General features: G+C 38.9%; 13 protein-coding genes. All 13 read left to right on the plus strand.

Features of this window, described 5'->3' with window-relative positions:
• Positions 1-2 precede the first annotated feature (2 nt).
• The 13 genes from mrdA (at position 3) to ACUXZ4_RS03355 (ending at position 13,568) form a co-directional block, all read left to right on the plus strand.
• Positions 3-1,958 (plus strand): penicillin-binding protein 2, encoded by a 1,956-nt coding sequence (gene mrdA, locus ACUXZ4_RS03295; RefSeq protein WP_464973623.1) that lies wholly within the window; start codon positions 3-5, stop codon positions 1,956-1,958.
• Entirely contained in the window at positions 1,955-3,076 is a 1,122-nt protein-coding gene (gene rodA, locus ACUXZ4_RS03300) for a rod shape-determining protein RodA (RefSeq protein ID WP_464973624.1), read from the plus strand. Before mrdA ends, rodA begins: the two co-directional genes overlap by 4 nt.
• Positions 3,077-3,133: 57 nt before the next feature.
• Positions 3,134-3,619 carry a septal ring lytic transglycosylase RlpA family protein gene (locus ACUXZ4_RS03305; protein ID WP_464973625.1) on the plus strand — a complete coding sequence of 162 codons (486 nt, stop codon included), beginning with the start codon at positions 3,134-3,136 and terminating at the stop codon, positions 3,617-3,619.
• A 28-nt stretch (positions 3,620-3,647) separates the two neighbouring features.
• Positions 3,648-4,832, plus strand: a complete 1,185-nt coding sequence (locus tag ACUXZ4_RS03310; protein WP_464973626.1) for a serine hydrolase — start codon at positions 3,648-3,650, stop codon at positions 4,830-4,832.
• Between the two features lie 76 nt (positions 4,833-4,908).
• Positions 4,909-5,208 carry a DUF493 family protein YbeD gene (ybeD, locus tag ACUXZ4_RS03315; RefSeq protein ID WP_464973627.1) on the plus strand — a complete coding sequence of 100 codons (300 nt, stop codon included), beginning with the start codon at positions 4,909-4,911 and terminating at the stop codon, positions 5,206-5,208.
• Positions 5,209-5,220: 12 nt separating this feature from the next.
• Positions 5,221-5,877, plus strand: a complete 657-nt coding sequence (gene lipB, locus ACUXZ4_RS03320; protein WP_464973628.1) for a lipoyl(octanoyl) transferase LipB — start codon at positions 5,221-5,223, stop codon at positions 5,875-5,877.
• Between the two features lie 66 nt (positions 5,878-5,943).
• Positions 5,944-6,906, plus strand: coding sequence for a lipoyl synthase (gene lipA / locus ACUXZ4_RS03325; RefSeq protein ID WP_464973629.1), 963 nt, complete (start codon positions 5,944-5,946; stop codon positions 6,904-6,906).
• Between the two features lie 366 nt (positions 6,907-7,272).
• Entirely contained in the window at positions 7,273-8,739 is a 1,467-nt protein-coding gene (nrfA, locus tag ACUXZ4_RS03330; RefSeq protein ID WP_464973983.1) for an ammonia-forming nitrite reductase cytochrome c552 subunit, read from the plus strand.
• A gap of 74 nt (positions 8,740-8,813) precedes the next feature.
• Entirely contained in the window at positions 8,814-9,437 is a 624-nt protein-coding gene (gene nrfB, locus ACUXZ4_RS03335) for a cytochrome c nitrite reductase pentaheme subunit (RefSeq protein WP_464973630.1), read from the plus strand.
• Positions 9,434-10,117 (plus strand): cytochrome c nitrite reductase Fe-S protein, encoded by a 684-nt coding sequence (gene nrfC, locus ACUXZ4_RS03340; protein ID WP_464973631.1) that lies wholly within the window; start codon positions 9,434-9,436, stop codon positions 10,115-10,117. The genes nrfB and nrfC overlap by 4 nt, the downstream gene beginning before the upstream one ends.
• Complete coding sequence (gene nrfD, locus ACUXZ4_RS03345; RefSeq protein WP_464973632.1) at positions 10,114-11,052, plus strand: cytochrome c nitrite reductase subunit NrfD; 939 nt, start codon at positions 10,114-10,116, stop codon at positions 11,050-11,052. The genes nrfC and nrfD overlap by 4 nt, the downstream gene beginning before the upstream one ends.
• Before the next feature lie 79 nt (positions 11,053-11,131).
• On the plus strand, positions 11,132-13,048 hold the full coding sequence (nrfE, locus tag ACUXZ4_RS03350) for a heme lyase NrfEFG subunit NrfE (RefSeq protein ID WP_464973633.1): 1,917 nt from the start codon (positions 11,132-11,134) through the stop codon (positions 13,046-13,048).
• The gene (locus ACUXZ4_RS03355) at positions 13,041-13,568 is read left to right on the plus strand and encodes a DsbE family thiol:disulfide interchange protein (RefSeq protein ID WP_464973634.1); all 528 of its coding nucleotides are present in this window, start codon (positions 13,041-13,043) and stop codon (positions 13,566-13,568) included. The genes nrfE and ACUXZ4_RS03355 overlap by 8 nt, the downstream gene beginning before the upstream one ends.
• The last annotated feature ends 2 nt before the right edge of the window (positions 13,569-13,570 follow it).

Consider the following 13,570-nt stretch of genomic DNA (forward strand, 5'->3'; position numbering starts at 1 on the left):
CTATGCGTCTTTTAAGCAAGCTTTTTGCCCCACCGAAGCATGAACCGATTCGCGATAATAAAGCGGAACGGAATCTGTTCGTACGTCGGGCGTTGGTTGCTTTTCTGGGGACTTTAGTACTCGCTGCGATTTTATTGGCTAATTTATATCATTTACAGGTTGTTGAGTTCGATAAATATCAAACGCGTTCCAACGGCAACCGTATTAAATTATTGCCAGTGCCGCCTACCCGAGGGTTAATCTACGATCGTAATGGCACCTTATTAGCGGAAAACCTCACTTTTTTTGGTTTGTATTTGGTGCCTGAAAAAGTCGAAGATTTAGACCGCACTTTTGATGAGCTAAGATATATCGTCGGCTTGACAGATGAAGATATTGAGCAATTCAAAAAAGAGCGTCGCCGTTCCACTCGCTACACCCCGATTTTGCTTAAACCGAATTTGAATGAAGAGCAAATCGCGCGTTTTTCTGTTAATCAATATGCCTATCCAAGTGCAGATGTTCGTCCTTATTTTAAACGCAATTATTTATATGGCGAGGCAATGACGCATATTTTAGGTTATGTATCTAAAATTAATGACAAAGATGAAGCCAGATTAAAAAAAGAAGAAAAATCAGCGAATTATGCAGGGACAACCGATATTGGTAAACTGGGCATTGAACGCTATTATGAAGATGAATTGCATGGTATTGCGGGCTATGAACAGGTAGAAATCAATAATCGAGGCAAGGTTATTCGCAAATTAAGCGAGCAAGAACCTATTGCTGGAAAGAGTATCCATCTCACCATTGATTTACCTCTACAACAATATATTACGGATTTATTGGGTAAGCAAAAAGGCTCCGTTGTGGTGCTAGACCCAAAAGATAGCAGTATTTTGGCGATGGTTTCCAGCCCAAGTTACGATAATAATTTATTTGTGGGTGGTATTTCAGGGGCGGATTATAAACGTTTATTACAAGATGAGGATCGTCCTTTATATAGTCGTGCAACCCAAGGGGCGTATCCTCCAGCTTCTACAGTAAAACCTTTTGTTGCAGTAGCTGCGTTAACAGAATCGGTTGTTACACCAAGTACCACGATTTCAGACCCGGGTTATTGGGTTTTGCCAAATACCACAAAGCGTTTCCGCGATTGGAAAAAATCAGGACATGGTAATACGGATTTACAGAAAGCAATCGTGGAATCTTCAGATACCTATTTTTATCAAGTGGCTTATAAGCTGGGCATTGATAAGCTTTCTCTTTGGATGAAAAAGTTTGGTTTTGGTTTGCCAACAGGCGTTGATATTAAAGAGGAAACCGCTGCGATTATGCCTGATCGAACTTGGAAGCAAAAACGTCATAAGAAACCATGGGTGATGGGAGATACGATTCCAGTGGGGATTGGGCAAGGTTATTGGACGGCGACGCCATTACAGTTAGCTAAAGCCACCGCAGTTTTAGTGAATAATGGACGCGTAAATACACCGCACTTAATGAAAGCATTACATGGTTCGGTTATTGAGCCTTATAAAGATCCATTGCTTTATGAAGATATTAAAGAACCAAATGAAGCCGCTTGGGCAGCAGCAAAAAGAGGTATGTTTGGTGTGGTGCATTCAGCTGCTGGTACGGGACGAAAAGCTTTTGCTGGCGCAGCTTATGATGCAGCAGGAAAATCTGGAACAGCGCAAGTTTTTAGCCTAAAAGAAGGGCAAAAATATGATGCGCGTAATTTAAAAAAATACTTACATGACCATGCTTGGTTTATGGGGTATGCACCGTATCAAGATCCAAAAGTGGTGGTGGCTGTTATTTTAGAAAATGCAGGTGGTGGTTCGAGTGCTGCGGCGCCGGTGGTGCGTAAAGTAATGGATTATTATTTGAATGTACGTTTGCCGAAAATGAAAAAGTCAGACAATGTTGATGAGAAAAGTGCGGTGGAAAAAACGATAGAATCTGAGGTGACAGAATGAAAGAAAAACGTCCTTTGATTTTTTCCTTATGGTCTAAACTGCACCTCGATTTATGGCTTTTTGTCGGCTTAGTGGTGATTTCAGGTTATGGCTTGTTGGTGTTATACAGTGCTTCTGGTGGTAGTGAAGTCATGTTTCGTAACCGTATCATTCAGGTGACATTAGGCTTTTTTGTCATGTTTGTGATGGCGCAGCTACCGCCACGTTTTTATCAACAAATTGCGCCTTTGCTTTATTTGGCAGGTTTAGTGATGTTGATTTTGGTAGATTTGATTGGTACCACAAGTAAAGGTGCGCAACGTTGGCTTGATTTAGGGGTTATTCGTTTTCAACCCTCAGAAATTGTGAAATTAGCTGTGCCTTTGATGGTAGCGGTATATTTAGGTAATAAGCAGCAACCGATTAATTGGAAGCAAACCTTTATCGCCCTTGCAATGATTTTAGTGCCAACATTATTAGTGGCAATTCAGCCTGATTTGGGAACATCCATATTGGTCAGTGCTTCCGGTATTTTTGTGGTTTTCCTTGCAGGAATGAGCTGGTGGATTATTTTAGCAGCAGTTGTTGGCCTTGCTGCATTTATTCCAATTATGTGGCTATATTTAATGCATGATTATCAACGCACTAGGGTGTTGACTTTACTTGATCCAGAAAAAGATCCCTTAGGTGCGGGTTACCATATTCTACAATCGAAAATTGCGATTGGCTCAGGTGGCATTACAGGTAAAGGTTGGATGGCGGGGACGCAATCTCAGTTAGAATTTGTACCAGAACCTCATACAGATTTTATTTTTGCCGTATTGAGTGAAGAGCATGGTATGATTGGTGTATTAATTTTATTAGCCATTTATTTCTTTATTATTATTCGTGGGTTGATGATTGGAGCGCAAGCAGAAAATGCCTTTGGGCGTATTTTAACTGGTGCGACTTTCCTTATTTTCTTTGTATATATTTTCGTGAATATTGGTATGGTAAGCGGTATTTTACCTGTGGTGGGCGTGCCACTTCCTCTTATTAGCTATGGCGGCACATCATTTGTCGCTTTAATGGCTGGATTCGGTTTGGTCATGTCAATTCATACGCATAAACGAACAGGTTTATATACGCAACGGAACTAATTTGAATTTGATTACTCTTATAAAAGGTAATCATAAAAACAGGATATAACATTATTTATGAAAATAGCAAAATACATATTCTTGATGATATTTGCTGTTGTACTTACGGCTTGTACTTCTCATGCAGAAGCCAAAAGAGCAACGAAAAATCCACAGATTGTCCAAAAGCAAGTGGATAAGCCAAATACTTATAAGGTGAACGGTCGTTCATATACGACGGAGCATAAAAATAAATCTTATCATTATGATAAACGCGGTGGTGCCAGTTACTATCATTCTAAATTTAATGGTCGTCGCACAGCGAGCGGTGAGCCTTATAGCGGCAAGAAATATACCGCAGCACATAGAAGTTTGCCATTAGGCACCCATGTATTAGTCACCAATTTACGCAATAATCGAAAAGTTGTGGTACGTATTAATGATCGTGGTCCTTTTGTTCGAGGCCGAATCATTGATCTTTCGCGCGCAGCAGCAGCGGATATTGGTATGATTTCTTCTGGAATTGCGAATGTAAGAGTTGAAAAATTACATCTTGCACAATAACTTAATTGCACATATTTAAGGATTTTTTATGTTGAATGTTTCTGTTAAAAAGCCCAAGCTTGCATTAATGGCAGGTTTGTTGTCATTTTCTTTATCAAGCTTTGCGGAAGACGTAAATTTTGGTATTTCGCCACCTCAAGTTAATGCCGCAACCTATGTTTTAATGGATTATCATTCAGGTGCAGTGTTGGCATCTTTCAATCCAGATCAGCGTCAATATCCAGCGTCGTTAACGAAAATGATGACAAGTTATGTGGTAGGTGATGCGATCAAACAGGGGAAAATCAATTTAACGGATACGGTGACTATTGGTGAAAGTGCTTGGGGTAAAAATTTCCCTGGTTCATCAAAAATGTTCTTAAATCTCAATCAACAGGTTTCAGTTGCCGATTTAAACCGAGGCATTATTGTCGTATCCGGGAATGATGCTTGCGTTGCGATGGCAGAACATGTGTCTGGCTCAACAGATAAATTTGTTGAATTGATGAATAAATATGTTGAACAATTTGGCTTAAAAAATACGCATTTTACGACACCGCATGGATTGGATGATCCTCAACAATATTCTTCAGCAAGAGATATGGCAATTATTGGTGCCCATATCATTCGTGATTTGCCAGAAAAATATAAAGTGTATGCAGAAAAAGAATTTACCTTCAATAAAATTAAACAACCTAACCGCAATGGTTTACTTTGGGATAAAACCCTTAATGTTGATGGGATGAAAACAGGTCATACTGATAATGCAGGCTATAACTTGGTGGCTTCAGCAACCAATGGCAACAATATGCGTTTAATTTCTGTGGTGATGGGCGTGCCAACTTATAAAGGTCGTGAAGTTGAGAGCAAAAAATTACTCCAATGGGGATTTAATAGCTTTGAGACTTTCAAAACCTTAGAAGCAGGCAAAGGAGTTGAAGAAAAATCAGTATATTATGGTGATGCCAATAAAGTCGTAATTGGTGTGCTACAAGATGGTTTTATTACTGTTTCCAAAGGTCGCCAGGCGGATTTAAAAGCACGAGTTGAATATGATAAAAAATATTTAGAAGCGCCATTAGCCAAGGGACAAAATGTGGGTAAAGTCGTTTATCAATTGGATGGAAAAGATATTGCGACGGTAAATCTCCAAGTTATGCAAGATGTGCAAGAAGCTGGCATTTTCGGGCGTGCTTGGGATTGGTTAGTGCTCACTATCAAAGGTTTATTCTAAGTTAGAAAACTCAATTTATTTTCACCGCACTTTTTATAAAGTGCGGTACTTTTTTAGCTTATTTTAGGAAAAGATTATGTCGGATAAAAAACAAGTTAATCTCGCAGAAGTACCACAAAAACAATTAAAAGATCTGTTGGAGTTTCCTTGCCCTTTTACATTCAAAGTGGTTGGGCAAAACAGAGAACATCTGGTTGATGATGTTGTAGTCGTGGTGCAAAAATATGCCAAGGGGGATTATAATCCTCGTGAAAATGTGAGTAGCAAAGGCACTTATAATTCTATCTCCATTGATATTGTTGCAGAAAATATTGAACAAGTAGAAACGCTTTATGCTGAATTAGCGAAAATTAATGGCGTGAGAATGGTGCTTTAATCAGGGCTGAATATGCACAATATTCCTTTAATTATTCGCCAATTGGGTATGCAAGATTACCAACAAATTTGGCAAAAAATGCAGGATTTTACTGATAATCGCAGTGAAAATACCGCTGATGAAATTTGGTTAGTGCAACATTATCCTGTATTTACGCAAGGTCAAGCAGGTAAAGCGGAACATTTATTACAACGTAGTGATATTCCTGTTGTGCAGTCCGATCGTGGTGGACAAATTACCTATCATGGACCTGGGCAGCAAGTGATGTATGTGTTGATTGATATTAAACGTCATAAAGCGGAAGGTAGAGATTTTAATGTACGACAATTAGTTACTGCATTGGAACAAACAGTTGTGTTGACGTTGGCTGATTATGGTATTCAATCCTATGCCAAGGCCGATGCACCAGGCGTATATATAAATTGTGATGGTATTGAGAAAAAGATTTGTTCTTTAGGATTACGCATTCGCAAAGGTTGTTCATTTCATGGTTTAGCTTTGAATATCAATATGGATCTCAGCCCTTTTCGCATGATCAATCCTTGTGGCTACATTGGATTAGAAATGTGCCAGTTAGCAGATTTTATCCCTGTACAAGAAGCGGAATGCGACAAGGTATCTCCTCAATTAGTTACACATTTCTGTCAACTTTTAGGCTATAATATCTAAAATTTTTTTAAAAATTGCACTTTTATTTGAGTGTAACAGTTAGTTTAGCAATGAATAAGGAATAAAATGGGTAAACCCTTCAAAATGGAACCCGGAGTAAAATATCGTGATGCTGCAAAAACATCCATTATTCCGGTAAAAAATATCAATCCAGATCAGGAATTATTAAAAAAACCAGAATGGATGAAAATCAAATTACCTGCAAATTCTGAGAAAATTAATAGTATTAAAAATGGTATGCGTCGCCATGGTCTACATTCGGTATGTGAAGAAGCCTCTTGCCCTAATTTGCATGAATGTTTTAATCATGGTACTGCTACATTTATGATTATGGGGGCAATTTGTACTCGCCGCTGTCCATTCTGTGATGTGGCACATGGTAAACCACTTGCTCTAGATCCTGATGAACCACGTAAAGTGGCGGAAACCGTACAGGATATGAAATTAAAATATGTGGTGATTACTTCGGTGGATCGTGATGATTTACCTGATCGTGGTGCCGCACATTTTGCAGCCACTGTACGTGAAATTCGCGCTTTAAATCCAAATACCAAAGTTGAAATTCTCGTTCCTGACTTTCGAGGCAGAATTGAGCAAGCCCTTGAAATTCTGAAAGAAAATCCACCAGATGTGTTTAATCATAATTTGGAAAATGTGCCTCGCCTATATCGTGAAATTCGTCCGGGTGCTGACTATCAATGGTCGTTAAAATTATTAAAAGACTTCAAAGCGATGTTCCCTAATATTCCAACAAAATCTGGATTAATGGTGGGATTAGGTGAAACAAATGAAGAAATTTTAGCGGTTATGCAAGATCTACGGGATCATGGTGTGACAATGTTGACATTAGGGCAATATTTACAACCAAGTCGTCACCATTTGCCTGTTGCGCGTTATGTTCCACCTGAGGAGTTTGATGAAATGCGTCAGAAAGCCGAAGAAATGGGATTTGAACATGCAGCTTGTGGTCCTTTTGTTCGTTCTTCTTATCATGCGGATTTACAAGCGAGCGGTGGACTTGTGAAGTAATTCCTTTCTAAAAGTGCGGTGGAAATTGTCGATGTTTTCACCGCACTTTGTTTATTCTTTTTCCGTTCTCAAAAAGAGGTATTTATACCCTCTACCCCTAAAGAAGTATTTTGCTTGATCAAACGCAAGAAAAAGTGTGAAAGCTCAGCAAAGGTTTTTTCAATTTGTTAATTTACCATTGATTTTTTAGCTTTTTATTAATTATCTTGTTGTTATTAATGATAAAAATTCTCATTTGTAATGACTAGATTAATAAAGCAAATTCAAACTTGTATATACAATTTTAACCTTGGTTAATTAATTTTTAATGGAGTGATTATCGTGAACATCCTCAAAAAAACATTATCTTCTCTAGCGATTGCTGGAATGAGCTTGGTTATGTTGCAAACGGCTTCGGCGAGTGAGCAACCTTCTGCTGAAGCTAAAGTAGAGAAAATGCAATACGCACCTAAAAAAGGTGAGTTAGCACCAGCAAATCCTAATTTAAAAATTGAGTCTGTGAATGAAAGTTTTGCGGAAAAATATCCAAGCCAATATAAAAGCTGGAAAGCAACCTCAAATTCAACAGAAATTTCCCCTGCAATTGAATTAGATCCAAGAATGATTGTTATGTGGGCGGGTTATGCATTCTCAAAAGAGTATAACAAACCACGTGGCCACTTCTATTCTGTTACTGATGTGCGCAATATTTTACGTACAGGCGCACCAAAAGACCTTAACAGCGGTATGCCAATGGCTTGTTGGACTTGTAAAGGTCCAGATGTGGCACGCTTAATGGCTGAATGGGGCGAAGAAGGTTACTTCAACGGCAAATGGGTGAAAGCAGGGGCAGAAATTGTCAATGCGATTGGTTGTGCTGACTGTCACGATACTACTTCAAAAGATTTTGAAGAAGGTAAACCAGCATTACGCATCGCACGTCCAAATGCATTACGTGCATTAGAAGCGATTGACAAAAAATTTGCCGATTTAGATCGTACTGATAAGCGTGCAGCAATCTGTGCGAACTGCCATGTAGAATATTATTTTGATAAAGATAATGTGAATAACGTGGTGTTCCCATGGTTCAAAGGTGTTGATGTAGATAGTATCGAAAAATACTATGATGAGATCGACTTCGTTGACTGGCAACACGCCATTTCTAAAGCACCAATGTTGAAAACACAGCATCCTGATTATGAAATTTGGATGCAAGGTACCCATGGTAAAAATGGCGTAACCTGTATTGACTGTCACATGCCTAAAGTTCAAGGTGCGGATGGCAAAGTCTATACCGACCACAAAATTGGCAACCCATTTGATCAATTTGAACATACTTGTGCGAAATGTCATGACCAAAGCAAAGAAACCTTACAAAAAATCGTTGCTGGTCATAAACATGACGTGAAAGAAGTGATGCTTAAATTAGAAGATCAAATCGTGAAAGCACACTTTGAAGCGAAAGCTGCTTGGGATGCAGGTGCAACGAAAGAAGAAATGGCTGATGCATTAAAAGGTATTCGTCACGCACAATGGCGTTGGGATTACTCAGCAGCAGGTCATGGTAACCACATGCACGCACCTGATATCACCTTAAAAGTGATTGCATCTGGTTTAGATCGTATTGCAGATGCTCGTGCAAAATTAGCAGTTGTGTTAGCTAAACATGATGTTAAACAACCAATTAACTATCCAGATACTTCAACAGCAGAAAAAGCATGGAAAGTCATTGGTGTTGATATCGAAAAAGAACGTAGAGAAAAAGCAGAGTTCTTGAATAAAGTGGTTCCTGAGTGGAATAAAGAAGCGAAAGCGAAAGGTCTACTCATCAACGACGTACCACCTGCAAAATAATGAAAAAAGCAACCGCACTTTTGTGAAACTTGCTTAAGTGCGGTCACTTTAAATCAAGAATTGAGGTAACAAAAATGAACTCTGTATTAAAAACACTTGCAAAATTGACCGCACTTTGTGGTGTGATGTTAGTTGCAGTGCCAATGACAGCGTCAGCAAATGAAAGTAAATTGACGTATGAACCAACCATTGAAAACGTGCGAGATCCAAATCAGTATTGTGCGAAGTGTCATAATTTGGATACCAATGCGGATCAAGCAAAAGGCGAATTTCATACTGGTAAGTTCCATGGTACGCACTTAACGAAAACAAATCCAACAACAGGCAAGCCAATTAACTGTGTAACTTGTCATGGCAATATTAGTGAAGAGCATCGTCGTGGCGTGAAAGATGTGATGCGTTTCCATGGATTATGGGATAAAGAGCAGACCATTAAATTTACGCCAGCAGAACAAAACCAGGTTTGTTTTTCATGTCACCAACCTGAGAAATTAAAAGAAAAATTCTGGGCACATGATGTTCACTCTATCAAATTACCTTGTGCTGATTGCCATACCTTGCACCCAGCAAAAGATAAAATGAAAGAAATTAAGCCAAAAGAGCGTGTGAAACTTTGTGTTGATTGCCATAGCGAACAACAAAAACAGAAAGAAGCACGTGAAAAACAACTTTCTACTGAACAAAAGGATAAAAAATGACCGCTTGCTCACGCCGAAACTTTGTTTCTGGTATGGGAGCGTTAATCCTAACGACCGGAACAACAGTTAGTTTAACGGCACAAGGTGAATCCGATAAGCAAGAAAAAACCATTCGCTATGCAATGGTGCATGATGAAACCTCTTGTATCGGTTGTACCGCTTGTATGGATGCTTGTCGTGAAGTAAACCAAGTGCCAGAAGGTGTTTCTCGTTTGGAAATTATTCGTAGTAAACCTATTGGCGAATTTCCTGACGTGGAATATGAATTTTTCCGCCAATCTTGTCAACATTGTAGCAACGCCCCTTGTGTTTCGGTTTGTCCTACGGGCGCTTCTTTCATTGATCCGAAAACAGGTATTGTGGATGTTGAAAAAGATTTATGTGTTGGCTGTCAATATTGTGTGGCAGTTTGTCCGTATCGTGTCCGTTTTATTCATCCAATTCATAAAACAGCGGATAAATGTAATTTCTGTCGTGATACGAACTTAGCAAATGGTAAACAACCTGCTTGTGTTGAGGCTTGCCCAACCAAATCATTAACCTTTGGTGATATGAATGACCCAAGCAGTGCTGTCGCTCGTAAAGTACGTGAGAATCCAGTTTATCGTACAAAAGTTCAATTAGGTACAGAACCGAATTTATATCACGTTCCATTCGGTAAAGGGGAGCACAGATCATGAATGAAGTCGCATTTCAAACCCCAAATCTTGTATGGGATGGCACCATTGCGATTTACTTATTTCTCTTAGGTATTTCCTCTGGTGCAGTACAATTAGGTATTGCTTACCGCAATCATGTGAAATTCGAAAAACCAAGTGCAAACTGGGTTATTCGAAGTGCGGTGATTTTAGGGATAGTTCCAACTTTAATTGGTTTAACGTTGCTGATTTTCCATTTAGCTCGTCCTTGGACATTCTGGAAATTGATGTTTAATTATCAATTCAATTCTGTGATGTCGATGGGGGTAATGTTATTCCAAGTATATATGGCAGTGCTTGTGGTATGGGCCGCTGTTATGTTTAAAGACTGGATAGCAAACTCGCCATTGAAGTTTGCGGTGAAATGGATTGAATTTGTTGAGCGTTTCTTAAAACCATTAGAGTTCGTATTATTCGTTCTTGCAGCAGTATTAGGGGCTTATACTGGTTTCTTACTCTCGGCATTAATCAGTTATCCAATGTTGAATAACCCTGTATTACCAGCTTTATTCTTGGCTTCTGGTACATCATCAGGTATCGCAGCTACCTTCCTAATCATCCTGATTGCAGGTAAATTAGCTGGCGATAGTGAAGAAGTTCATTTTATCCATAAATTTGAAGTACCTATTATGATCACTGAATTAGGTCTATTAGTTTGCTTCTTTGTGGGACTATACTTTGGTGGTGGTCAAAAATTACTGGCGCTACAAAATGCATTAAGTGGTTTCTGGGGAGCGATTTTCTGGATAGGCGTATTCTTAATTGGTATTTTAATTCCGTTGGCAGCAAATATGTTTGCTTCTGATAGATTTAAATATAACCGCGGTTTTATTATCTGGGTTTCTATTTTTGACTTAATTGGTGTACTTTGCTTGCGTTACTTTATTTTGTACGCAGGTCAATTAACAGTCGCATAATTTAGTTAAGATATTGTAAAATGAGGGCGTTTTATAACGCCCTTTTTATTGTATTATTTGTTAAATTTAAAAGCACTTTATGATTCCTGAACTTGGCTTTATTGCGTTACTCTTTGCGTTTTTTAGTTCCTTATTATTGGCAATTTTGCCACAGATCGGCATTGCGAAAAACAATGTTAATTTGATCCGCACTTCATGGCAGTTGAGCTATGCGTTGGGAATATTTAGCATTATATCAATCAGCTTATTAGCTTATTCTTTTGCAGTTGATGACTTTTCTGTTGATTATGTCGCCGCACATTCTAATTCGCAATTACCGCTTTTCTTTAAGTTAGCTGCCACTTGGGGCGGGCATGAAGGTTCCATGCTATTTTGGCTGTTTTCAATCAGCATTTGGGTAATGTTATTTGCCTTTTTCAGTCGAAAAATCGATCCTATTATTGCCAGCAGAACGCTATCTGTTTTAGGTTTAATTTGTGTTGGTCTTGCCATTTTTATCATTTATTTTTCAAATCCGTTTATCCGTCAATTTCCCATTCCACCAGAAGGGCGAGATTTAAACCCAATGTTGCAAGATGTTGGACTCATTTTTCATCCGCCTTTGTTATATCTTGGTTATGTGGGTTTCGCGGTTAATTTTGCTTTAACTATTGCAGCCTTATTAAGCGGGCATTTAGATGCAGCTATGGCACGTTGGATGCGACCTTGGATTCTCACGTCTTGGTTATTTTTAACCCTTGGTATTATGCTGGGCTCTTGGTGGGCATATTATGAATTAGGCTGGGGCGGTTGGTGGTTCTGGGATCCTGTTGAAAATGCATCTTTAATGCCTTGGTTGTTAAGTCTTGCTTTATTACATAGTTTATCTGTTACAGAACAACGCGGGATTTTCAGCTATTGGACCATTCTATTTTCACTGTTCGCTTTTGCATTTAGTGTGCTAGGTACTTTCATTGTCCGATCTGGCGTACTGACTTCTGTGCATGCGTTTGCTGTTGATGGCGAACGTGGAACCGTACTATTAGTGCTTTTCTTTTTGCTTACTGTTAGCTCACTAAGTCTGTTCGCTTTTAAGACTAATTTACAACAAAGTGCGGTGCGTTTTGCCATCGTTTCTAAAGAAAGTGCTATGTTACTTGTTAATGTGCTATTAACCATTGCAACGGTCAGTGTGTTCATTGGTACATTCTATCCAATGTTATTTACCAGTTTAGGATGGGGTTCGATTTCTGTTGGTGCGCCTTATTTTAATAGCATTTTCCTGCCGTTAATTATTGTGTTATTAATTGCCATGGTGGTGGTTTTAGCGACAAGATGGCAACGTTTCCATTTTGCACAATTTATTAAACGCGTAATCATGCTATTGCCCGCTGCTGCCATTGCTTATGGATTAATTGCATATACGGTCGCACAAGAAGAAAGCTTAGGCTTCCATTTTACTGCTTATCTTTTGCTGACTTTAGCGATTTGGTTGTTGTTAGCAACAATTTACACCAACTGGTTAAAACTCAATTTAAAGCAATTCGGTATGATATTGGCGCATTGTGGTGTGGCGGTGACGGTTATTGGCGCAGTGATGTCGAGCTATTTTGGCTCTGAAATTGGTGTGCGATTAGCACCACAACAAAGCCAGCATTTAAGTGGATATGAATTCCGCTACCTTGGCTTTAGCAATGAAATTGGACCAAACTACACCAGTGAAAAAGCGCATTTTGATGTACTAAAAAATGGCAAAAAAGTGACCGCACTTTTCCCTGAACGCCGCTATTACGACGTGAGAACAATGAATATGTCCGAAGTCGGTATTGAATGGGGATGGTTCGGCGATATTTATATTGTGATGGGCGATAAACTCACACATAACAGCGGAATTAATGGCGAATTCACCTTCCGTTTACATTATAAACCTTTCGTACGTTGGTTATGGATTGGTGGTGTTCTTATGGCATTAGGGGCGCTATTGGCTTGTTTAGGATTAAGGAAGAAATATGAATAAAAAGATTTTCTTTTTCATTCCATTGGTGTTGATTTTGGGCATTTGTGCCTTGTTGTTAGTGGGATTACAGCAAGATCCCAAAAAAATTGCGTCTGCATTAATTGACAAACCCGTACCCGAATTTTTCCAAGCAGATTTGCAAGATAATAATATTATTCGTAATAACAAACAGTTACCAAAAGAACCGCACTTGATCAATGTATGGGGAAGTTGGTGTTATTATTGCAAACAGGAACATCCTTTGTTACTTGAACTTGCTCAACAAGGTGTAAAAATTGTTGGTTTAAATTATCGCGATAAAAAACAAAATGCGTTGGAATACTTACAACATTCAGGAAATCCTTTTGTGTTTAGTATCGATGATAGCCAAGGCAAGCTAGCCATGCAATTAGGCGTTGATGGTGCACCAGAAACCTATATTGTTGATAAATATGGCGTTATTCGTTACCGCTATTCTGGCGCATTTGATCGTGAAACCGTACAAAAGATCATTTTGCCTGAGTTAGAAAAATGGAGATAACA

The sequence above is a fragment of the Reella acinonychis genome, from assembly GCF_052828705.1.

What these genes read in the sequence shown, in the direction of transcription:
- nrfA (WP_464973983.1), top strand. Translation starts at nt 7,273, where the DNA reads ATGAGCTTGGTTATGTTGCAAACGGCTTCGGCGAGTGAGCAACCTTCT.
- nrfC (WP_464973631.1), top strand. Translation starts at nt 9,434, where the DNA reads ATGACCGCTTGCTCACGCCGAAACTTTGTTTCTGGTATGGGAGCGTTA.
- mrdA (WP_464973623.1), top strand. Translation starts at nt 3, where the DNA reads ATGCGTCTTTTAAGCAAGCTTTTTGCCCCACCGAAGCATGAACCGATT.
- ACUXZ4_RS03305 (WP_464973625.1), top strand. Translation starts at nt 3,134, where the DNA reads ATGAAAATAGCAAAATACATATTCTTGATGATATTTGCTGTTGTACTT.
- nrfD (WP_464973632.1), top strand. Translation starts at nt 10,114, where the DNA reads ATGAATGAAGTCGCATTTCAAACCCCAAATCTTGTATGGGATGGCACC.
- ACUXZ4_RS03310 (WP_464973626.1), top strand. Translation starts at nt 3,648, where the DNA reads ATGTTGAATGTTTCTGTTAAAAAGCCCAAGCTTGCATTAATGGCAGGT.
- rodA (WP_464973624.1), top strand. Translation starts at nt 1,955, where the DNA reads ATGAAAGAAAAACGTCCTTTGATTTTTTCCTTATGGTCTAAACTGCAC.
- ybeD (WP_464973627.1), top strand. Translation starts at nt 4,909, where the DNA reads ATGTCGGATAAAAAACAAGTTAATCTCGCAGAAGTACCACAAAAACAA.
- nrfB (WP_464973630.1), top strand. Translation starts at nt 8,814, where the DNA reads ATGAACTCTGTATTAAAAACACTTGCAAAATTGACCGCACTTTGTGGT.
- ACUXZ4_RS03355 (WP_464973634.1), top strand. Translation starts at nt 13,041, where the DNA reads ATGAATAAAAAGATTTTCTTTTTCATTCCATTGGTGTTGATTTTGGGC.
- nrfE (WP_464973633.1), top strand. Translation starts at nt 11,132, where the DNA reads ATGATTCCTGAACTTGGCTTTATTGCGTTACTCTTTGCGTTTTTTAGT.
- lipA (WP_464973629.1), top strand. Translation starts at nt 5,944, where the DNA reads ATGGGTAAACCCTTCAAAATGGAACCCGGAGTAAAATATCGTGATGCT.
- lipB (WP_464973628.1), top strand. Translation starts at nt 5,221, where the DNA reads ATGCACAATATTCCTTTAATTATTCGCCAATTGGGTATGCAAGATTAC.